The 19,519-nt window shown below is 72.5% G+C and carries 19 protein-coding genes and 3 pseudogenes; 14 read left to right on the forward strand and 8 right to left on the reverse strand.

The window, feature by feature from the left end; all coding sequences use genetic code 11:
* The first annotated feature begins 10 nt into the window (after positions 1–10).
* From JN350_RS08885 to JN350_RS08895, 3 genes are all read left to right on the forward strand, one after another.
* On the forward strand, positions 11–382 hold the full coding sequence (locus JN350_RS08885; RefSeq protein WP_111084569.1) for an FKBP-type peptidyl-prolyl cis-trans isomerase: 372 nt from the start codon (positions 11–13) through the stop codon (positions 380–382).
* Complete coding sequence (locus JN350_RS08890) at positions 382–1,218, forward strand: aldo/keto reductase (RefSeq protein WP_205464252.1); 837 nt, start codon at positions 382–384, stop codon at positions 1,216–1,218. The genes JN350_RS08885 and JN350_RS08890 overlap by 1 nt, the downstream gene beginning before the upstream one ends.
* Before the next feature lie 73 nt (positions 1,219–1,291).
* Positions 1,292–3,535: a helicase domain-containing protein gene (locus tag JN350_RS08895; protein WP_240347657.1), complete on the forward strand. Its 2,244-nt coding sequence runs from the start codon at positions 1,292–1,294 to the stop codon at positions 3,533–3,535.
* A 151-nt stretch (positions 3,536–3,686) separates the two neighbouring features.
* On the opposite strand, the gene JN350_RS08900 is transcribed toward JN350_RS08895, so the two are convergent.
* The 3 genes from JN350_RS08900 to JN350_RS08910 all read right to left on the reverse strand — a co-directional run bounded on the left by JN350_RS08900 (position 3,687) and on the right by JN350_RS08910 (position 6,135).
* A complete protein-coding gene (locus tag JN350_RS08900; RefSeq protein WP_205464254.1) occupies positions 3,687–3,872 on the reverse strand; it encodes a hypothetical protein in 186 nt (61 codons plus the stop codon).
* A gap of 116 nt (positions 3,873–3,988) precedes the next feature.
* A complete protein-coding gene (locus JN350_RS08905; protein WP_205464255.1) occupies positions 3,989–5,038 on the reverse strand; it encodes a M4 family metallopeptidase in 1,050 nt (349 codons plus the stop codon).
* A 41-nt stretch (positions 5,039–5,079) separates the two neighbouring features.
* Positions 5,080–6,135, reverse strand: a complete 1,056-nt coding sequence (locus tag JN350_RS08910; RefSeq protein ID WP_205464256.1) for a glycoside hydrolase family 6 protein — start codon at positions 6,133–6,135, stop codon at positions 5,080–5,082.
* A gap of 142 nt (positions 6,136–6,277) precedes the next feature.
* On the opposite strand from JN350_RS08910, the gene JN350_RS08915 reads away from it, so the two are divergent.
* From JN350_RS08915 to JN350_RS08950, 8 genes are all read left to right on the forward strand, one after another.
* On the forward strand, positions 6,278–6,724 hold the full coding sequence (locus JN350_RS08915) for a VanZ family protein (RefSeq protein ID WP_205464257.1): 447 nt from the start codon (positions 6,278–6,280) through the stop codon (positions 6,722–6,724).
* Between the two features lie 102 nt (positions 6,725–6,826).
* On the forward strand, positions 6,827–7,096 hold the full coding sequence (rpsO, locus tag JN350_RS08920; RefSeq protein WP_070416523.1) for a 30S ribosomal protein S15: 270 nt from the start codon (positions 6,827–6,829) through the stop codon (positions 7,094–7,096).
* A gap of 153 nt (positions 7,097–7,249) precedes the next feature.
* Positions 7,250–7,867: a CE1759 family FMN reductase gene (locus tag JN350_RS08925; protein WP_205464258.1), complete on the forward strand. Its 618-nt coding sequence runs from the start codon at positions 7,250–7,252 to the stop codon at positions 7,865–7,867.
* Positions 7,868–7,993: 126 nt separating this feature from the next.
* The gene (locus JN350_RS08930; protein WP_205464259.1) at positions 7,994–8,335 is read left to right on the forward strand and encodes a hypothetical protein; all 342 of its coding nucleotides are present in this window, start codon (positions 7,994–7,996) and stop codon (positions 8,333–8,335) included.
* The gene (locus JN350_RS08935; protein WP_205464260.1) at positions 8,332–9,297 is read left to right on the forward strand and encodes an FAD:protein FMN transferase; all 966 of its coding nucleotides are present in this window, start codon (positions 8,332–8,334) and stop codon (positions 9,295–9,297) included. Before JN350_RS08930 ends, JN350_RS08935 begins: the two co-directional genes overlap by 4 nt.
* Positions 9,297–9,887: a ferric reductase-like transmembrane domain-containing protein gene (locus JN350_RS08940; RefSeq protein WP_205464261.1), complete on the forward strand. Its 591-nt coding sequence runs from the start codon at positions 9,297–9,299 to the stop codon at positions 9,885–9,887. The genes JN350_RS08935 and JN350_RS08940 overlap by 1 nt, the downstream gene beginning before the upstream one ends.
* Positions 9,884–11,179, forward strand: a complete 1,296-nt coding sequence (locus JN350_RS08945) for an NADH-ubiquinone oxidoreductase-F iron-sulfur binding region domain-containing protein (protein WP_205464262.1) — start codon at positions 9,884–9,886, stop codon at positions 11,177–11,179. The genes JN350_RS08940 and JN350_RS08945 overlap by 4 nt, the downstream gene beginning before the upstream one ends.
* Positions 11,176–11,427, forward strand: coding sequence for a ferredoxin (locus JN350_RS08950; RefSeq protein ID WP_240347658.1), 252 nt, complete (start codon positions 11,176–11,178; stop codon positions 11,425–11,427). Before JN350_RS08945 ends, JN350_RS08950 begins: the two co-directional genes overlap by 4 nt.
* Positions 11,428–11,467: 40 nt before the next feature.
* Here the strand turns inward: JN350_RS08950 and JN350_RS08955 are convergent, their stop codons facing one another.
* Positions 11,468–12,682, reverse strand: coding sequence for a coiled-coil domain-containing protein (locus JN350_RS08955; RefSeq protein WP_205464263.1), 1,215 nt, complete (start codon positions 12,680–12,682; stop codon positions 11,468–11,470).
* Between the two features lie 281 nt (positions 12,683–12,963).
* Between JN350_RS08955 and JN350_RS08960 the strand changes: the two genes are divergently transcribed.
* On the forward strand, positions 12,964–15,231 hold the full coding sequence (locus JN350_RS08960; protein WP_205464264.1) for a polyribonucleotide nucleotidyltransferase: 2,268 nt from the start codon (positions 12,964–12,966) through the stop codon (positions 15,229–15,231).
* Positions 15,232–15,300: 69 nt separating this feature from the next.
* On the opposite strand, the pseudogene JN350_RS08965 reads toward JN350_RS08960, so the two are convergent.
* The 3 genes and pseudogenes from JN350_RS08965 to JN350_RS20140 all read right to left on the reverse strand — a co-directional run.
* Positions 15,301–15,826: pseudogene (locus JN350_RS08965) on the reverse strand (YbhB/YbcL family Raf kinase inhibitor-like protein).
* 306 nt (positions 15,827–16,132) lie between these two features.
* On the reverse strand, positions 16,133–16,498 hold the full coding sequence (locus JN350_RS08970) for a TetR family transcriptional regulator C-terminal domain-containing protein (RefSeq protein ID WP_240347659.1): 366 nt from the start codon (positions 16,496–16,498) through the stop codon (positions 16,133–16,135).
* Positions 16,499–16,534: 36 nt separating this feature from the next.
* Positions 16,535–16,660 (reverse strand): annotated as a pseudogene (locus tag JN350_RS20140) (TetR/AcrR family transcriptional regulator); the annotation flags it as partial.
* 364 nt (positions 16,661–17,024) lie between these two features.
* Between JN350_RS20140 and JN350_RS08975 the strand changes: the two are divergent.
* Both JN350_RS08975 and JN350_RS08980 read left to right on the forward strand, forming a co-directional pair.
* Complete coding sequence (locus tag JN350_RS08975; protein ID WP_205464265.1) at positions 17,025–18,359, forward strand: M16 family metallopeptidase; 1,335 nt, start codon at positions 17,025–17,027, stop codon at positions 18,357–18,359.
* An 8-nt stretch (positions 18,360–18,367) separates the two neighbouring features.
* Entirely contained in the window at positions 18,368–18,970 is a 603-nt protein-coding gene (locus JN350_RS08980) for a histidine phosphatase family protein (RefSeq protein WP_111084585.1), read from the forward strand.
* Positions 18,971–19,020: 50 nt separating this feature from the next.
* On the opposite strand, the pseudogene JN350_RS20785 reads toward JN350_RS08980, so the two are convergent.
* Positions 19,021–19,511, reverse strand: a pseudogene (locus JN350_RS20785) (GNAT family N-acetyltransferase).
* Positions 19,512–19,519 lie beyond the last annotated feature (8 nt).

The raw sequence follows: 19,519 nt of genomic DNA on the forward strand, positions 1-19,519 counted from the left end.
ACTGGATCGCATGACTGACCTCAACAGCAAGCCCGAGTTCGACGCGCCCGAGGGCCCGGCCCCCACCGATCTCGTCATCACCGACATCGTCGAGGGTGACGGCGACGTCGCGAGCGCCGGGTCGACCGTCAAGGTGCACTACGCCGGCGTCGAGTACGAGACCGGCGAGGAGTTCGACAGCTCGTGGAACCGCGGTGAGCCCATCGACTTCCCGCTCGCGGCGCTCGTGCGCGGTTGGCAGGAGGGCATCCCCGGCATGAAGGTCGGCGGTCGCCGCAAGCTCGTCGTCCCGCCGGAGCTCGCCTACGGTCCCGCCGGTGGTGGCCACTTCCTGTCCGGCAAGACCCTGATCTTCGTGATCGACCTGCTCGGGGTGCGCTGATGCAGGTCGGTGCCCCGACCATCGAGCTGAACGACGGCCACCGGTTCCCGGAGCTCGGCCTCGGCACCTACGGCCTGAACGGCGACGAGGGTGCGGCCGCGGTCGGCGCCGCGATCGCGAGCGGCTACCGGCTCCTCGACACGGCGCTGAACTACGGCAACGAGGACGCGGTCGGTCGCGCCGTCCGCGAGTCCGACGTCGCGCGTGAGGACCTCGTCGTCACGTCGAAGCTCCCCGGCCGCCACCACGGCTACGACGAGGCGCACCGCTCGATCGACGAGACCCTGGGCAACCTCGGGCTCGACCACGTCGACCTGTACCTGATCCACTGGCCGAACCCGTCGGTGGACAAGTTCGTCGACACGTGGAAGGCGTTCGTCGACCTGCGCGACAGCGGCAAGGTCCGCTCGATCGGCGTCTCGAACTTCACCCCGGAGCACCTGCGTCGCATCATCGACGCGACCGGTGTCGCCCCGGCCGTGAACCAGGTCGAGCTGCACCCGTACTTCCCACAGGCGGAACTGCGGAAGGTGCACCAGGAGCTCGGCATCGTGACCGAGAGCTGGAGCCCGCTCGCGGTCCGGTCGGAGCTCCTCACCGAGCAGCCGATCACCGACGCCGCAGCGGCCCACGACGTGACCCCCGGCCAGGTCGTCCTGCGGTGGCACGTCCAGCTCGGCGCCGTGCCGGTGCCGAAGTCGGCCGACTCCTCCCGGCAGCGCGAGAACCTCGACGTGTTCGGCTTCGAGCTGACCGACGCCGAGGTGCAGGCCATCTCCGGCCTCGAGCGCGGCCGGCTCTGGGACGCGGACCCGGACACGCACGAAGAGATGTGACCGACGACCCTTCGGGAACTGCGGGGCTCCAGCGGGCAGTACACTGGATTCCCCTCTTCCCGAAGGGTTGCGTGTGTCCGAACCGACCGAGATCGACCGCGAGCGCGGCTACGTGGACGGCCTCTTCCGCCGTCTCGACGAGCTGACCGCCGAGGCCGAGCAGCGTCTCGCCGAGACCCGTCGTCAGGCGGTCGGCGGGAACCACCAGAGCCGCAGCGAGCGCGACGCGTACGCCCGACTCTACGAAGACACCGTGGCGACGCTCGAGCGCGTGGGGGACCGTCTGGTCTTCGGCCGGCTCGAGGTCTCCGAGCCCGACAGCTCCGAGGACGCCTTCCGGTACATCGGCCGCGTGGGCCTCCGCGACGCCGACCACCGCCCGCTGCTGCTCGACTGGCGTGTGCCCGGTGCCAGCGCGTTCTACCAGGCCACCGCGGCGCACCCGATGGGGATGCGCTCGCGTCGCCACCTGTCGCTCGAGGGCCGTCGGGTCGTCGGCGTCGAGGACGAGGTGTTCGACGCCTCGCTCTACGACGACGAGCGCACCCACCTGCAGGGCGAGGGGGCGCTGCTGGCCGCGGTGACCGCCGAGCGCACGGGCCGGATGACCGACATCGTCGCCACCATCCAGGGCGAGCAGGACCGCATCATCCGTTCCCCGCTCGAGGGCGTCCTGATCGTGCAGGGCGGCCCAGGCACCGGCAAGACCGCCGTGGCGCTGCACCGTGCCGCGTACCTGCTGTACTCGTACCGCGAGCGGCTGCGGGGCTCCGGCGTCCTGATGGTCGGCCCGTCGCCGGCGTTCCTCACCTACATCGAACAGGTCCTGCCGTCGCTCGGCGAGACCGGCGTCGTGATGGCCTCGCTCGGTTCGCTCTACCCGGGTGTGCACGCGACGACGCACGACCCCCGCGACGTGGCCGCCGTGAAGGGTGCTGCGCAGACGGCTGCACTCCTGCGCCGCGCCGTGCGGTCCCGCCAGGTCGTGCCGACCGAGTCGGTGACGCTCGACGTCGAGGGCGAGCGGCTCGTGGTGCCGCCGCAGCTCGTGGCCGACGCGATGAAGCGTGCACAGGACCGCGGCAAGCCCCACAACGCCGCGCGCGTGACGTTCAACAAGCTCGCGCTCGACGCGATGACCCGGCTGCTCGCCGAACAGCTGCGCGAGCGTGGGACGACGGTGGACGAAGCCGACGAGAAGGTCCTGCGCGAGGACATCCGGAGCTCGTACGACGCCCGGGTGCTGCTCAACACCGCGTGGTTGCCGCTGCCCCCGGAGAAGTTCCTCGAGGACCTGTACGCCCGTCCGAACTGGCTCGCCTCGCTGACCCCGGACTGGACCCCGGAGCGCCGTGCCCTGCTGCAGCGCGCACGCGGTGGTGCCTGGACGGTCGAGGACGTCCCCCTGCTCGACGAGGCCGCCGAACTGCTCGGACCGTTCGACCCGACCGGTGGCGCCGCCAAGCGCGCGGCGAAGGCCAGCCGGAACCGCGACATCGAGAACGCGCGGCAGGCGATCGAGAACATGGGCGTCGAGGGCATCGTCACCGCCGAGCAGGTCGCCGGCTCGTTCGCCGAGGGCGGCGACCCCCGCTCGACGGCGGAGCGCGCTGCCGACGACCGCGAGTGGACCTACGGGCACATCGTGGTCGACGAGGCGCAGGAGCTCTCGCCGATGCAGTGGCGCGTGCTCGCACGCCGCAACCCGCTGCGGTCCTTCACGATCGTCGGCGACATGGCGCAGGGATCCTCGCCCGGCGCCGCACGCACCTGGGACGACGTGCTCGGGGCGCTGGCCCGCCGACGCCGCGGCCGGGCGCCGCTCGTACCGCTCGACCACCGAATCGAGCAGCTCACCGTGAACTACCGCACCCCGCGGTCGATCGTCGAGGCCGCCGGCGTCTTCGCCGACGGTGCCGGCCTGACCGTCACCCGCAACGAGGCCGTGCGCGACGGCGACCCCGTCGAGCGCGTCCGCGTCGCCCGTGCCGACCTGCTCGACACGGTCGTGTCGGTCGCCGACGCCGAACGGTCGCGGATCGGTGCCGGCACCATCGGCGTGATCGTCCCGGAGTCCGAGGTCGACGCCGTCCGGCAGCGCCTCGCCCGCACCGAGGCCGACGTGCGCGGGCTCGCCTCGCCGCACGCCGGGTCGCTCACGGTGCTGACCGGGGCGGACGCCAAGGGCCTCGAGTTCGACGGCGTGCTGCTCGTCGACCCCGACCGCGTCGGAGGCGACGCTGCGCGCCCGGCGGCCGCGGTCTACGTCGCGATGACCCGTCCGACGCGGCGCCTGACGGTCATCGACGTCGCCTGACCCGCGGGTCGCGCGCTCGCGCGGCCACTTCGTGAGCAGAAGCGGTCGGGTCGGCAGCGCGGACGCGACCATTCCTGCTCACGATCCGCGGCGGTACGGTGGCGCGGTGCGGACGGGAGGCCCGTGGCGGGTCCGCCACACCCCCGCCGTCTCAGGACGGGTCGCCTGCAGAGCGGACGCGCGCGACGAGGTCGGCCCACGCGCCGTCGAGGCGGCGACCCGGGATCGTCACGGTCGTGCGCTCGACGGTGATCGTCCACGTGAAGTCGTCGGGGACCGGCGGCCCGGCCGAGGCGGTCGCGGGGGTCCGGGGAGCGCGTCGACGACCTCGGACCACGCCGCGGGGTCGGCGCTCGTGTCGGTGTCGACCCGCCAGTGCCGCGTGGTACCGGCGAAGCCCCGGAACGACGGACCTCGATGCGCATGCTCCCGACCGTACGCCGGACGACGTGCTCAGTCGAGGACGCCCACCGTCCGCCAGGCGTCCTGCACCGCGGTGTGCTCCGCGGACTCGGCGCCGAACCGGGCCCCAGCGGCGTCGATCGTCACGGCGGCGAAGCCGGCGAAGTCGATCGAGGCGGTGACGGCGTCCGAGGTCAGGGCGTCCCACCACACGGCACCGGCGCCCTGCCAGGCGTACCCGCCGATCGCGGTCGCCGCCAGGAAGAACGCGTGGTTCGGGATGCCGGAGTTCGTGTGCACCCCACCGGCGTCGTCGGTCGTGACGACGAAGCCGGCCATCGTCGCGGGCTGGGGGTCCTTGCCGAGCACCGGGTCGTCGTAGGCGGTGCCGGGTGACCGCATCGAGCGCAGGGCGTCGCCGTGCACGGCATCCGTGAAGAGCCCCTCGCCGATGAGCCAGCTCGCCTGCTCGGCGGTCTGCCCGGCCGCGTACTGGGCGACGAGGGAGCCGAACACGTCGCTGATCGACTCGTTGAGCGCCCCGGACTGCCCCTGGTAGGTGAGATCGGCGGTGTACTGCGTGACGCCGTGCGCCAGTTCGTGCCCGATGACGTCGAGCGCGATCGTGAAGCGCCGGAAGACCTCGTCGTCGCCGTCGCCGAACACCATCCGGCTGCCGTCCCAGTAGGCGTTGTCGTAGTCTTGCCCGAAGTGGACCGTGGCGTCGAGGGGGAGTCCGGCGCCGTCGATCGACACCCGGCCGAAGACGTCGAGCCAGAAGGCGTGGGTCGCGCCGAGGCCCGCGTACGCCTCGTCGACGGCCGCGTCGCCCGTGTCGGGGTCGCCCTCGCTCCGGACGACCGTGCCGGGCAGGGTCGTCGTGCCACGGGCATCGGCGATCGTGCGCTGGGGCGACCGGTCGACCGTGCCGCTGACGCCGCGCGGGGCGAGCAGGTGCTGGTGCTTCGGGGTCTGCACGAGCTCGAGCGACGCCAGGGCGGTGCGCGCGGCCGAGGCCGCCCGGGGGTACTCGGCCGCCTGGGCCACGGCGTGGAGCAGGTAGGGCGGGACGACGGAGCGCCGGCTGTCGGTCGGGGTCATGCGCTCATGCAACCACCGGGCACCGACACCCCGGCCGTGGGTCAGTCGCGCGTGCGGTTCTCGACCAGGCCGAGCGCGTACGACTCCCACCACTGCCCGGCGGCCGGTCCGCCGTTGCACGTGCCGTCGCTGAGCCCCGGCGTCTTGACCCAGAGCAGGGCGTCGAGCCGGCTCGATCCACCGGTGACGTGCGGGTCTTGGCCGAGGCCCGCACCTTCGGGGTTGCACCAGGTCCCGCGCCAGCCCTGGCCGTTCCGGGAGACGTCGATGACGAAGTGCGGATCACCACCGATCGCGTCGGCGAGTTCGTCGGCGTAGGCGCGTTCCTGGTCGACGCGGTAGAAGTTCGACACGTTCGTGAAGAAGCCCTGCACCTCGTCGACACCCGCCCGACGCAGCCAGTCGGCCATCGTCGCGGTCGGGACGCGGTTCTCGTTGCCGCCGTCGAGGTACACCGTCAGTCCGTGCCCGGTCAGGGCGTCCACGGCCTTGCGGAGCAGGGGGAGCCGGGAGTCGCGGAGGCGCTCGCAGTTCTGGATCTGTGCGATCGCGTCCGGTTCGACGAGCACGACGGCCTTCGAGCCGGCCATCGCGCGGACGGCGGAGCGGACCCACGGCAGGTACGCGTCGTCGGTCGTGCCGCCCTTCGAGTAGCTGCCGCAGTCGCGGTCCGGCACGGTGTACAGGACGAAGACCGGGGTGGCCCGCTGCTGCTCGGCATTCCGGACGACGGTGCGGATCGTCGCGCGCGTCTCGGACCGCGAGGTGTCCGTGAGCCAGGTCGCGATCGGCTGGTCGGCGATGCGGGCGATCTGCGCCGCGGTGTCGTCGTGGCCGGCGGCGCGGGCCTGGCGCTCGCGGATGCCCGGCTGGTTGACCGCGGACGGCTGGTGCGCGAGGCCGCCGGGGAAAGCCTGCTCCACGGTCTTCCGCGTCACGACGTCCCGTCCGCTCGTCGGCGGGTCGGCATCCGGCTCGCTGCCGTGCGGTACGACGACCACGAGCGTCGTGACGACCGCCGCGACGCCGACGACCGCGGCCGTGATCCACAGCCACTGACGTCGCGCGGGCGCACGCTTCCCCTGGTGCTCCGGCATCCGGCGGTCCTCCCTGTTCGCACCCATGCTGACAGGTGCGGGGAGTCCTGACCAGGACGCCGGGGTGTTCGTCCAGGTCAGCCGACGGGTTCTGCCAGGAGCGCTCCAGCGGGCGTGCAGGGCGGTGCCGCAGACTGGCGGGATGTTCCGTCGACTCCTCCTCCTCGCCGTGACCGCGGCGTACGCCTGGGTGATCTGGCGGATGACGCTGACCCCGCAGGTGTTCACCTCGGCACAGAACTCGTTCGTGCTGCACGCGATCGCCTGGGTGCAGCAGCTGCCGCACGGTGCCTGGTTCACGTACGAGCGCACTGAGTTCCTGGCCAACATCGCGATGTTCGTGCCGGTCGGCATGCTCGCCGCACTCTGGCTGCCTCGGCGCTGGTGGATCCTCGGAGCCCTGGTCGCGGTCGCCCTGTCGACCGGCATCGAGTTCGCGCAGGCCACCTACCTGCCCTACCGCGTCGCCGACCCCCGCGACGTGCTGTCGAACGGCCTCGGCGGTCTGCTCGGCGCGACCCTCGTCGGACTCGTCCGCAGCCTGCTGCCGGCCCCGCGTCGTCGTCGCCTGCGCCCCAGGACCGCCTAGGACTCTGGTAGTCTTGCGCGGTTGCCGTCGAACGGCCGCGGACAAAGAGCGCTCGTGCATCAGGCACGGGCACCGCGCAACGGACTGAAAGGGGATCTACGCATGGCACTTGACGCGAAGGTCAAGCAGGAGATCATCGAAGAGTACGCGACCCACCCGGGCGACACCGGTTCCCCCGAGGTCCAGGTCGCCGTTCTGACGCGTCGTATCAACGACCTGAACGAGCACCTCAAGGAGCACAAGCACGACCACCACTCGCGTCGTGGTCTGCTGCTCATGGTCGGTCAGCGTCGCCGTCTCCTCGGTTACCTCTCCGACGTCGACATCGCCCGCTACCGTGCGCTCATCGAGCGCCTCGGCCTGCGCCGATAAGGTACGAGCCGCTGGTCGACGCCTCACGGCTTGACCGAACGCCCCGGTCCTCCTCGCGAGGACCGGGGCGTTCTCCGTTCTGCGGGAATGGTTGCGTGCGGCACACGGTTCGGTACGATGTTCATGCAAACGCATCGAAAGTCGGGAACCACCATGACCACCATCGCCGTCGTCTCCGCCGGACTCTCCGAGCCCAGCTCCACCCGCCTGCTCGCCGACCGCCTGGGCGAGGCCGCCGTCGCCGCGCTCGTCGCCGAGGGCACGCCCGCGCACGTCCTGCACGTCGAGCTCCGGCCGCTCGCGCACGAGATCACCGACGCGATGCTCACCGGCTTCGCGGCGCCCGCGCTGTCCGCCGCCATCGCCGCGGTGGTCGAAGCCGACGCCGTCGTGTTCGTCACGCCGATCTTCACGGCCGGCGTCAGCGGTCTCGCGAAGTCCTTCCTCGATGTCCTCGACAAGGACGCGCTCGCCGACCTGCCCGTCCTGCTCGGCGCGACGGGTGGCACCTCGCGGCACTCGCTCGCCATCGACCACGCCCTGCGTCCGGTCTTCGCGTACCTCCGCACCGCGGTGGTACCGACCGGCGTGTTCGCCGCGACCGACGACTGGGGGAGCGACGGCGACGCCGCGGCCCTGGACGGACGCATCCGCCGGGCCGGAGCGGACCTGGCGTGGGCGATCCGGGCCTCCCGGCGGACCCCGCAGGAAGCCGACGCGCTCCCCGCGACCGCGGACTTCGCGAGCCTGCTCGGTGGCCTCGGCCACTGATCCCGATCGCTGACCCCGTGACGCGCTCTTAGGCGGACCACAGGGTTCGTGGGGTCGGAGTGCGGCCGGCTGGCGGCTCACTCATCGGTGGGCTCGGGAACCTCGTCCTGACGACGAGGAGGACCGATGGACACCAGAGGCAACGGCAAGCGATCCGCACGGGTGACGAGTGCGCTCGTGAGCCTGGGCGGACTCGCGGTCGCGACGGTCACGGGTGCCGGGCTGTGGTTCGGGCACGAGCAGGCCAGCACGACGACGACCGACACGTCCACGAGCACGAGCACGACGACGGACTCCGGTTCGGGTACCGGGACGTCGGGCGACGCCACCACCGACTCCGGGTCCTCGTCCTCCTCCTCCTCGTCGTCGAACGACACGTCGACCGACAGCGGCTCGAGCAGCAGCGACACCGGCGTCTCGCAGGGCACCACCGGTGGGTCGTCCGACACGACGACGACGGGGTCGTGACCGTGCGCGCCACCGCCGAGTGGGACCTCTGGACCACCACCGCCCGGGTCGTCCTCGACCGCCGCGACCGCCGCCACCTCGCCGCCGCCGAGTCCTGCGTCCGCGACGTCACGGCCGCCGTCGACGCCGCGTGCAGCCGGTTCCGCGCCGACTCCGAACTCGTGGCCCGCGCCGAGGACCTGGTGCGCGGCACCGAGGTCTCGCCCCTGCTGGCGACGCTCGTGCACCAGGCCGTCGACGCCGCACGGCTGTCCGACGGGGACGTCGACCCGACGCTCGGACGGCACATGGTCTCCCTCGGGTACGACGCCGCGTTCGCCGACGCACCACCGGTTGCGTCACCCGACGCCGTGGCCCGATCGCTCGACGACCGCCCGGCGTGGCAGCGGATCCTGCTGTCCGGCACGTTCCTGCGGGTCCCCGAGGGTGTCACGCTCGACCTCGGCGCCACGGCGAAGGCCGCCGCCGCCGACATGGCGGCCGCGAGCATCACCGCGCGGCTCGGCGTCGGTGCCCTCGTCTCGCTCGGCGGGGACGTCGCCACGGCCGGCCCGGACCCATCCGGCGGCTGGCAGGTGCGCGTGCGGGACCTGGCGGACGATCCCGTCGACCACGTCCGCATCGCCTCCGGGTGGTCCGTCGCGACCTCGAGCACGCAGAAGCGCCGCTGGGAGCAGGACGGGACCGCGCGGCACCACATCCTCGATCCGCGGTGGGGCCTGCCCGCCGAACCGGTGTGGCGGTCGGTGACGGTCGTCGCCCCCTCGTGCACCACCGCCAACACGATGACCACCGCCGCGGTCGTCCGGGCACACGGCGCCGTGGAGTGGCTCCGGCAGAGCGGCCGTGCGGCCCGACTCGTCGCCGCCGACGGTTCGGTGCTGCGGCTCGGCGGCTGGCCGGAGGACCAGGCTGCCGACGGTGCCGTCACCGTCACCGTCGACGGGGCGGACGCCGCCTGATGGACACCGCGCTCTGGGTGATCGGCCGCGGGACGGGTGTCGCCGCCGTCGTGCTCCTGACCCTGACGGTCCTGCTCGGCATCGTGACCCGCGGCGGACGACCGCTCCCCGGCCTGCCGCGGTTCGGCGTGCAGCTCGTGCACCGGGACGTCGCCCTGGCGTCCACCGTGTTCGTGGCCGTGCACGTGGTGACGCTGTTGCTCGACACCGAGGCCGAACTCCGCCTGCTGGACGCCGTCGTGCCGTTCGTCGGTGCGTACCGCTGGTTCTGGCTCGGGCTCGGCACCCTGGCGGTGGACCTGCTCGTGGTGCTCGTCGTCACGGCGATGCTCCGCCGGGTGATCGGTCCGCGGGTGTTCCGCGCCGTGCACTGGGCCGCCTACGCCATGTGGCCGATCGCGATGGCGCACGCGATCGGCACCGGGACCGACGGCACCTCCGCCTGGTTCCTGGTGGTCGCCGGGGTCTGCGCCGCCGCCGTCCTCGGCGCCGTGGCCTGGCGCTGCTCCGCACGCGTCACCGAGTTCCGTTCCCCACCGACGGGACGCCCGCGCCCGATCGAGCCGCAGCCGACGGAGGCCCTCCGATGACCCTGACCCACCCGCTCACCGTGTCACCACCGACCGGCGCGCAGCGACTCCTCGCCGCCCCCGGCCCCGGACTCGACGCCCACCTCCGCACGCACGGACCCCTGCCGCACGTGGGACCCGGGGTCATCGACGAGATCGGTCTCGCCGGCGTCGACGGCCGCGGCGGCGCAGGGTTCCCGCTCGCCCGCAAGCTCGACGCCGTGGCGGCCCGCACCCGTCGCGGCGGACGTGGCGCCCCGATCGTCATCGCGAACGGTGCCGAGGGGGAGCCCGCCAGCCGCAAGGACGCCGTCCTGCTCGAACGGGCACCGCACCTGGTGCTCGACGGCATCGTCGTCGCGGCGCAGGCGATCGGTGCGACCGAGGCCGTGGTCGCCACGAGCGCGCGGCTCGCCGACCGGGCCCGGCAGGCACTGGCCGAACGCACCGACGGCCGGCGCGGCACCGGCACCGACGGCCGGCGCGGCACCGGCACCGACCCGGTCGCCATCGAGGTCCGGGCCCTGCCGCACACCAGCTTCGTCGCCGGGCAGGCCACGGCGCTCGCCTCGGCCGTCGTCGGAGGACGAGGCCTTCCGGAGGACCGTGTCGTGCGGCTCGCCGACCGTGGCCCGAGTGGTCGCCCGACCCTCGTGTCGAACGTCGAGACCCTCGCTCAGGCGGCCCTCGTCGCACGGTACGGGGCGGCCTGGGCGCGGAGCGTCGGCAGCGCGAGTGCCCCCGGTACCCGTCTCGTGACGGTCAGCGACGTGACCGACCCGGGTGGTGCCGTGGTGCTGGAGACCGCCGGGGGTGCGCCGCTCGGGCAGCTGCTGGGGGCCTCCCGGCTGCCGGCGGCCGACCCGCGACGGACGCGAGCCGTCCTGCTCGGCGGGTGGGGCGGCACCTGGGTGCCGGCCGCGGCGCTCGACGCGCCCTTCGACGTCGACGGGCTCGCACCGTGGGGTGCGGCGCCCGGGGCGGGCGTGGTGGCCGTGCTCGACGACCGGACCTGCCCGGTCGGGGTCACCGCAGGCCTCGCCGCGGCGCTCGCCGGGGCGTCCGCCGGCCGCTGCGGGCCGTGCGTGAACGGGTTGCCGCGGATCGCCGACGTGGTCGCCGACCTGGCCTCCGGGCGTCGGGCGGGCGACCTGGCCGGCGAGGTCCGACGGGTCGCTGCCCTGGTCGACGGACGCGGCGCCTGCCACCACCCGGACGGCGTCGCGCGGATGGTGCGGAGCGCCCTCGACGTGTTCCACGACGACGTGCAGGCGCACCTGCGCGGCGCGTGCCTGGTCGGGGGACGAAAGTGAGCGGCGCACCGGGCGGCGCCACCGCCGGCGGCTCCGTCGCCCTGCACGTCGACTGGACCCGCTGTCGGGGACGCGGCCTGTGCACCGAACTCTTCGCCGAGCGGCTGGCGCGCGACGAGTGGGGCTACCCGATCGCGCGGGACGGCGGCGGCACCCGCGACGTCCCGGTGCGGCCGGACGAACGCGCCGCCGCTGCGGACGCCGTGACCATGTGTCCGCTGCAGGCGTTGCGGCTGGTGGCGCGGTGAGCGGGTGCGCGGCGAGCAGGGACGCGGTGAGCAGTGCTGCTCAGTACCAGTGCGGGTTGACGCTCATCTCGTGGCCCCACGCACCGCACGGCGACCCGTACGCGCTCTTGATGTAGGCGAGTCCCCAGTTGATCTGGGTGTTCGCGTTCGTCCGCCAGTCCGCCCCGGCCGCCGACATCTTGTCGGCGGGCAGCGACTGCGGGATGCCGTAGGCCCCGCTCGAGGCGTTCAGCGCGTTCGCCCGCCAGCCGGACTCCTGCGTCCAGAGCGACACCAGGCAGGAGAACTGGTCGTCGCCCCAGCCGTACGACCCCAGGGCGCTCCTGGCGTAGGCCTGCGCGGCCGCGGGGTCCACGACGACCCCGCCGGTGCTCGGGTAACTGGTGCCCGAGCCGCCGCTGGCGCTGCTGCTGCTGCCGCCGCTGCCGGTGTCGACGCTCGCCGAGGCTGCTGCCGCCTGGGCCGCGGCGGCCGCCGCGCGCTTGCGCTGCTGTTCGGCCTTCTGCGCCGCGACCTTCTGCCCGAGCTCGTACCCGGCGGCCTGCTTCGCGGTGGTGTCCCGGAGCGACGCCAGCTGCGCGTACAGCTCGTCGCTGTGCTGCTCGGTCGACTCGACCGCGGCGTTCGCCACGGACTCGGCGGACTTCGCCGCCGCGGACCGTTCCTCGGCCGCCTGCGCACGCGTCGCGCGTTCGGTCTCGGCGCGTTCGGCCTGTTCGTGCAGTGACGACGCCGTGCCGGCCGCGACGGACGCCTCGTCCATCACGCCGGACCAGGTGGACGACAGCTGGTCGAGCGCGCCCAGCTGGTAGAGCAGCTGGTCGGGGTTCCCCGCGGTCGCGATCCGTGTGGTCATCTGGTTCGTGCTGCCGTCGCGGTACAGGTTCGCCGCCAGTTGGCCGGCGCGCTGCTGGGCCCGGTCCGCCGTCTCCGTCGCGTGCTGTGCCTGGGCCTGGAGGCTCGTGGCGGCCTGGGTGGCCTCCGCCAGCTCCGCCTCGGCCGCGTCCGCCTTCGACGAGGCCGTCAGCGCGGCCTGTGACTTCGCCGCTGCTTCGTCCTGCGCCGACTGCAGCGCGGCCTGCACCTTGGCGACCTCGGCGCGCTTGGCGGTCTCGTTCCCCTTGGCCCGCTGCACGTCCTGCCAGGTCGGGTACGCCGTCGCGGACGCCGGGACAGCGGTGAGGACCGGGGCGACGAGCGCGCCGACGACCACGGCGGCCGCGACGAGCACGCCCCGCGAGGGGGTGAGACGCATGGCAGCAGGCTACCGAGGCTCGCCCGGCCGTCAGCGAGCCGCGCCGCCGATTCCCTGTGGACTGGTAAAGTCCATCGTGTCCGAGGACCGTTTCCCCGGATGTTCGACACAACACTGCGCAGGCCGGGCACGGAGCTGGTCATCGGTGGTGGCTCGCGGGCCGGAACGGTTTCCCGAGTGCTTCTACTGCTGGCCAGACATGCGTCCGGAACGATCGGCGCGCACGCACCATCGAGTGCCGTCGCCACGGCCTGCCGAACACACATCAAGGAGGCACCCTTTTGGAGGGTCCCGAGATCAAGTTCGCCGAAGCCGTCATCGACAACGGCAAGTACGGCAAGCGCACCGTCCGGTTCGAGACCGGTCGGCTCGCACAGCAGGCGCAGGGCGCGGTCGCCGCGTACCTCGACGAGGAAACGATGCTCCTCTCGGCCACCAGCGCCGGCAAGCACCCGCGTGAAGGCTTCGACTTCTTCCCGCTGACCGTCGACGTCGAGGAGCGCTCCTACGCCGCCGGCAAGATCCCCGGCTCGTTCTTCCGCCGCGAAGGCCGCCCGTCGACCGAGGCCATCCTGGTCTGCCGACTCATCGACCGGCCGCTGCGCCCGTCGTTCGTCGACGGCCTGCGCAACGAGGTCCAGATCGTCATCACCGTCCTGAGCATCGCTCCGGACGAGTTCTACGACGCGCTGGCCATCAACGCTGCGTCCGCGTCGACGCAGATCTCCGGTCTGCCGTTCTCCGGCCCGATCGCCGGTGTGCGCCTCGCGCTCATCGGTGACCAGTGGGTCGCGTTCCCGAAGGCATCGCAGCTCGCCGACGCCGTCTTCGACCTCACGGTCGCCGGCCGTGTCGTCACCGACGAGGCGGGCAACGAGGACGTCGCCATCATGATGGTCGAGGCCGAGGCCACCGAGCACAGCTGGGAGCTCATCCAGGGCGGCGCCACCAAGCCCGACGAGGCCGTCGTCGCGCAGGGTCTCGAGGCGGCCAAGCCGTTCCTCAAGTCCCTCGTCGACGCCCAGGCGAAGCTCGCCGCGCAGTCCGCCAAGGAGATCCAGGACTACCCGGTCTTCCCGCCGTACGCGCCCGAGGTCTACTCGGCCGTCGAAGCCCTCGCGCTCTCCGAGCTCGGCGACGTCTACAAGATCGCCGCCAAGACCGAGCGCCAGGACGCCGACGACGCACTCAAGTCGCGCGTCAAGGAGGCCATCGCGTCGAAGGTGTCGGCGGGCGAACTGCCCGAGGTCGCCAACTCGCAGGTCAGTGCCGCGTACAAGTCGGTCACGAAGAAGGTCGTCCGCGGCCGCATCCTGACCGAGCAGGTCCGCATGGACGGTCGCGGCCTCGCCGACATCCGTCCGCTGGACGCCGAGGTCGCCGTGATCCCGCGCGTCCACGGTTCGGCGATCTTCCAGCGCGGCGAGACGCAGATCCTCGGCGTCACCACGCTGAACATGCTCAAGATGGAGCAGCAGATCGACTCGCTGTCGCCCGTCACGAAGAAGCGCTACCTGCACCACTACAACTTCCCGCCCTACTCGACCGGTGAGACCGGCCGTGTGGGTTCGCCGAAGCGTCGCGAGATCGGGCACGGCTTCCTCGCCGAGCGCGCCCTCGTGCCGGTGCTGCCGACGCGTGAGGAGTTCCCGTACGCCATCCGTCAGGTCTCCGAGGCGCTCAGCTCCAACGGCTCGACCTCGATGGGGTCCGTCTGCGCCTCGACCCTCTCGCTGCTCAACGCCGGTGTGCCCCTCAAGGCCCCGGTCGCGGGCATCGCGATGGGCCTGGTGTCCGACACCGTCGACGGCCAGACCCGCTACGCGGCGCTGACCGACATCCTCGGTGCGGAAGACGCCCTCGGCGACATGGACTTCAAGGTCGCCGGTACCTCGGAGTTCGTCACCGCGATCCAGCTCGACACCAAGCTCGACGGCATCCCGTCGACGGTGCTCGACGCGGCGCTGAAGCAGGCCAAGGAGGCCCGCTCGGCCATCCTCGGTGTGCTGAACGAGGCGATCGACGCCCCCGACGAGATGGCGGACACCGCTCCTCGCGTCATCTCGGTGCAGATCCCCGTCGACAAGATCGGCGAGCTGATCGGCCCGAAGGGCAAGACGATCAACGGCATCCAGGACGAGACCGGTGCCGACATCTCGATCGAGGACAACGGCACCGTCTACATCGGTGCCGTCGACGGACCGTCGGCCGAGGCCGCCCGTGCGTCGGTCAACGCGATCGCGAACCCGACCAACCCGGAGATCGGGGACCAGTTCCTCGGCACCGTCGTGAAGATCGCCACGTTCGGCGCCTTCGTGTCGCTGCTCCCGGGCCGTGACGGTCTGCTCCACGTCTCCGAGGTGCGCAAGCTCGCCGGTGGCAAGCGTGTGGAGAACGTCGAGGACGTCCTGGGCGTCGGCCAGAAGGTCCTGGTCGAGGTCACCAAGGTGGACGACCGCGGCAAGCTGTCGCTCGCGCCGGTCGTCGCCGAGGAGTCGGACACCGACTCCAGCGGTGCCCGCGAGGAGTCGACGGACGCCACCGTCTGATCCACCCCTGGTACACGAACGGCCGTCGTCCCTTCCGGGGCGGCGGCCGTTCGTCGTTGCGGGGGCGGTCTACGCGGCGGCGGTCTCCTGCGTGCCGACGAGCTGCGCGCGGCCGAGCAGGTGCTCGCGCAGCACGAATCCGACGACCGCGGGGTCGCGTCGGCCGGCGCCTCGAGCAGCGGCACGTCGAGGGCGCTCAGCGTGAAGAAGTAACGGTGCACGCCGTGGCCGGCGGGCGGAGCGGCGCCGAGGAACGTGTCGGTGCCGAACTCGTTGCGTCGACGGAGTGCCTCGGCCGGCAGCAGGGCGTCGTCGGTGCCGGCGCCGGCGGGCAGCGAGGTCGCCGCGCCCGGGATGTCGGTCAGGCTCCAGTGCCAGAAGCCAGAGCCGGTCGGGGCGTCGGGGTCGTACACGGTGAGGACGAAGCTCTTCGTGCCCTCGGGAGCGCCGGACCACTCGAGTGCGGGGAGCGGTCCTCACCGCCCGCGTCGGTGCCGCGCGCCGAGGTCGGCAGGGCGCCGCCGTCGGTGAAGTCGGGGCTGGTCAGGGTGAACGAGGGGACCTCGGGGAGGTTCCAGTTGGGGTCGTTGGCCATGTCCCCAGCCAACACCCGCAGCCTCGGTCTGCGCTCGGTGCTCGGGGTGCTCGGGGTGCTCGGGGTGCGCGGGTGCGGACGGGAGGCACGGTGCCAGGCCGGCGCGGGCCTCCCGTCCCGCAGGTGGTCGCGCCGGGCTGGCGCCGACGGCTGACGCGACGAGGTCGACGTCGTACGACGTCGAGGCTGTCGTTCGTGCGCGCCTGCAACTGGTGCGGCCGCGGTGGAGCGACAAGGCCGACGTCGTACGACAGCGGTGATGTCGTTCCGCGTCGGCGGCTCCCGTGCGTCGGCGGCAGCCGAGCGTCAGGCGGCGAGGACGCGGTCGACGACGCGACCGAGCGCGGCCGTCGCCGCGATGGCGTCGCCGGCGTAGGCACCGGCCATCGCACCGTCGCGCGCGAGCATGAGCTCGTCGGCGCCGTCGCCGGGCAGCTGGTGGCCGGACTCCTGCAGCAGGGTGGCGAGCCGGTCGGTGTACCAGTCGCGGTGGGTGGCGACCACCTCGCGCACGGGGTCGCGGGGGTCGTGGTACTCGGCGGCGGCGTTGAGGAACGCGCACCCACGGAAGTCGGGGTCGTTGACCTCGTCCGCCAGGGCGGCGACCCACGCGCGGACCGCTGCGGCGGGGGAGCCGGCGTCGGTGACGAGCTGTTCCATGCGTTCCTGCACGCGCTCGTGCTGCGTGCGGATGTAGGCGAGGATCAGGTTGTCCTTCGACCCGTAGTGCTTGTAGAACGTCGCCTTCGTGACGCTCGCCTCGGAGATGAGGCGGTCGACGCCGACGCTGTGGATGCCCTCTTCGTAGAAGAGACGGGTGGCCGTCTCGAGGATGCGGACCTTCGCGCCGCCGGAGCGGGGAGTCGGGGGGACGCTCGACCCGTCCGGCGACGCGAGGTTCGTGCTCGGACCGAGGAGACGCTGGACGGCCGGTTGGGGGAATCGACCGTCACAGCGTGGCTCCTTGGTTCATCGGCTCCGCGGACGAGTGGGGGGACTCGTGGCCGCGAGGACTGATGTCCCGAGCCACCGGATCGGAACTTAGGGGGCTTTCGATCCGGTGTGAACGACTGTACCACAAGGAGGACAGACAGACGAGTCGGTCTGTCCGCAATTTCTGTACCCCTCTTCGAGTGACAGTCCGCGGGCCTGTGGAAACTGGGCGGTGGGCTCCGGAGCATCAGTAGGCTCGTCTGCGATGAACCAGCCAGTGCCACTGCCGCTCGGGGCCCCGGACGCGTCCTTCCTGACGTCCGGAGGAGCCTTCGTCCGCCGCACCGTGCTGCCGTCGGGTGTCCGTGTGCTGACCGAAGCCGTGCCCGGTGCCGCTTCGACCAGCATCGGGTTCTGGGTCGGCGTCGGTTCGCGCGACGAACGCGACGGCCAGTTCGGATCGACCCACTTCCTCGAGCACCTGCTGTTCAAGGGCACCGAGACCCGGTCGGCGCTCGACATCGCGATCGCGTTCGACTCGGTCGGCGGCGAGCACAACGCCGCGACGGCCAAGGAGTACACCTGCTACTACGCACGGGTGCGGGACGCCGACGTCCCGATGGCCGTGCAGGTCATCGGGGACATGGTGACCGGCTCGGTGCTCGACCCCGAGGCGTTCGCCGTCGAGCGCGGCGTCATCCTCGAAGAACTCGCGATGGCCGCCGACGACCCGGCCGACGTCGCGGGTGAAGCGTTCTTCGCCGCGGCCTTCGGCGGTCACCCGCTCGGTCGCCCGATCGGCGGGACCCCGGACAGCATCCGCGCGGTCCAACGGGACGAGGTCCTGGCCCACTACCGCGAGCACTACGCACCGAACGGCATCGTCGTGACCGCCGCCGGTGCCGTCGACCACGACCGGTTCTGCGACGCGGTCGCCGCCGTGTTCCACGACGCCCCGCACGCCGAGCCGCTCGCGCGCCGGACGCCGCAGACCGTCGCCGACCCCATCGAGCCCAAGCTGTCGGTGGTCCACCGTCCGACGGAGCAGGTCAGCATGCTGCGCGGCTCGCAGGGACTCGACCTGCGCGACGACCGCCGGCCGTCCCTCAGCGTCCTGAACGCCGTGCTCGGCGGGGGCATGAGCTCCCGGCTGTTCCAAGAGGTCCGCGAGCGACGCGGCCTCGCCTACGCGGTGTCGTCCTTCGCGCCCGCCTACCTCGACAACGGCGCCTTCGGCGTCTACGCGGGCTGTGCGCCCGACAACGTCCCCGGGGTCATCGAGATCATCGACGCCGAGTTCCGCCGCATGGTGGACGACGGCATCACCGACGACGAGCTCCGCCGCGCGAAGGGCCAGATCGAAGGCGCCCTGACGCTCTCGCTCGAGGACTCCGACGCCCGGATGACCCGCCTCGGCCGGTCCGAGCTCGGCACCGGGGAGTACACCGACCTGGCGACCGCACTGGAGCGTGTCGACCGGGTCACCACCGACGGCGTGCTCGAACTCGCCCGCGACCTCCTGACCCGCCCGACGATCACGTCGGTGGTCGGGGCGGTGCAGCAGGACGAACTCGCCGCAGCGATCCGGATGGGCAGCTGAGCACGGACATGTCGCACTACCTGTACCTCGTCCGGCACGGCGAACACCAGGACGCCGAGCACGGCCTCCGCGACGGCAAGCTCTCGGAGCGCGGCAAGCGCCAGGCGATGCTCGTCGCCGACCGGCTCGGCGGGCTGCCGTTCGACGGCGTGTACCACTCCCCGTTGGAGGCCCCGAGCGAGACCGCCGCGTTCCTCGCGCAGCGCCTGCCGTCGATCCAGCCCGAACCGTCGACGCTGCTGTTCGACTGCGTCCCCTCCGGCCCGACCCCGGACATGCCGCACGCCTACCAGGGCTGGTACGGCGGCGTCACGGAAGAGGAGATCATCGCCGGCCAGGCGCAGATGGGCGACGCCGTCTCCGAGTGGTTCACCCCGGCGCGCGAGGACCGGCACGACCTGCTCATCACCCACAACGCCGTGATCGGCTGGTTCGTGCGCGAGGCGTTCCAGGCACCCGAGTGGCGCTGGATGGGCACGAACGTCGCGCACACCGCCCTCACGATCATCCGGATCCGCTCCGCGAAGCCAGCCGAGGTGGTCGCCCTGAACGACCTGGCCCACCTGCCGGTGGAGCTCCGCACCGGGCTGCCGGTCGACCAGCCCGTCTAGCGTCGCGGGCTGGCCGGGTGGTCCGCGTCGACCGGGAGGCCCGTCACGGCTCAGACGATCGGCTTGCGGGCCGTGCGCTTGCGGAACCAGGCGGTCGCGTTCGGGTTGTCGTTGAACGGCGCGACGCGCTCGTAGCCCCGGCTGCGGTACATCGCGCCTGCGGCGACGAGCGAGTCGTTCGTGTCCAGCACGATGGCCGTCGCGCCCAGCGCGGCGCCTTCCCGTTCGAGCGCGTCCATCAGCGCCGTCGCCACGCCCTTCCCCGGCCCGCCGGGGTGACGAAGACGTGCTTGACCTCGAACCGGACGTCGTCGCCGTCGTCGGGGATCCGCCGCAGGCCGCCGCAGCCGACCGCGACCCCGCCGTCGTACGCCACCGCGAAGACCCCGTTCGGCGGCGTGAACTCGGCCGCCGGGGTGCGCTTGCGTGAGTACGCGCCCTGCGCACTGGGGAACGTCGCCTCGCGCTCGTCGAGGTACGCGTCGAGCAGGACGTCGACCTCGGGCAGATCGGCCGGCACGGTCCTGACCTCGACTGACATGCGTCGAT

This window comes from Curtobacterium sp. 24E2, from assembly GCF_016925595.1.
In the GTDB taxonomy this organism is placed as follows: domain Bacteria; phylum Actinomycetota; class Actinomycetes; order Actinomycetales; family Microbacteriaceae; genus Curtobacterium.

What these genes read in the sequence shown, in the direction of transcription:
- JN350_RS08930 (WP_205464259.1), top strand. Translation starts at nt 7,994, where the DNA reads ATGGACACCAGAGGCAACGGCAAGCGATCCGCACGGGTGACGAGTGCG.
- JN350_RS08910 (WP_205464256.1), bottom strand. Translation starts at nt 6,135, where the DNA reads ATGCCGGAGCACCAGGGGAAGCGTGCGCCCGCGCGACGTCAGTGGCTG.
- JN350_RS08885 (WP_111084569.1), top strand. Translation starts at nt 11, where the DNA reads ATGACTGACCTCAACAGCAAGCCCGAGTTCGACGCGCCCGAGGGCCCG.
- JN350_RS08975 (WP_205464265.1), top strand. Translation starts at nt 17,025, where the DNA reads ATGAACCAGCCAGTGCCACTGCCGCTCGGGGCCCCGGACGCGTCCTTC.
- JN350_RS08945 (WP_205464262.1), top strand. Translation starts at nt 9,884, where the DNA reads ATGACCCTGACCCACCCGCTCACCGTGTCACCACCGACCGGCGCGCAG.
- JN350_RS08925 (WP_205464258.1), top strand. Translation starts at nt 7,250, where the DNA reads ATGACCACCATCGCCGTCGTCTCCGCCGGACTCTCCGAGCCCAGCTCC.
- JN350_RS08890 (WP_205464252.1), top strand. Translation starts at nt 382, where the DNA reads ATGCAGGTCGGTGCCCCGACCATCGAGCTGAACGACGGCCACCGGTTC.
- JN350_RS08955 (WP_205464263.1), bottom strand. Translation starts at nt 12,682, where the DNA reads ATGCGTCTCACCCCCTCGCGGGGCGTGCTCGTCGCGGCCGCCGTGGTC.
- JN350_RS08905 (WP_205464255.1), bottom strand. Translation starts at nt 5,038, where the DNA reads ATGACCCCGACCGACAGCCGGCGCTCCGTCGTCCCGCCCTACCTGCTC.
- JN350_RS08940 (WP_205464261.1), top strand. Translation starts at nt 9,297, where the DNA reads ATGGACACCGCGCTCTGGGTGATCGGCCGCGGGACGGGTGTCGCCGCC.
- rpsO (WP_070416523.1), top strand. Translation starts at nt 6,827, where the DNA reads ATGGCACTTGACGCGAAGGTCAAGCAGGAGATCATCGAAGAGTACGCG.
- JN350_RS08980 (WP_111084585.1), top strand. Translation starts at nt 18,368, where the DNA reads ATGTCGCACTACCTGTACCTCGTCCGGCACGGCGAACACCAGGACGCC.
- JN350_RS08915 (WP_205464257.1), top strand. Translation starts at nt 6,278, where the DNA reads ATGTTCCGTCGACTCCTCCTCCTCGCCGTGACCGCGGCGTACGCCTGG.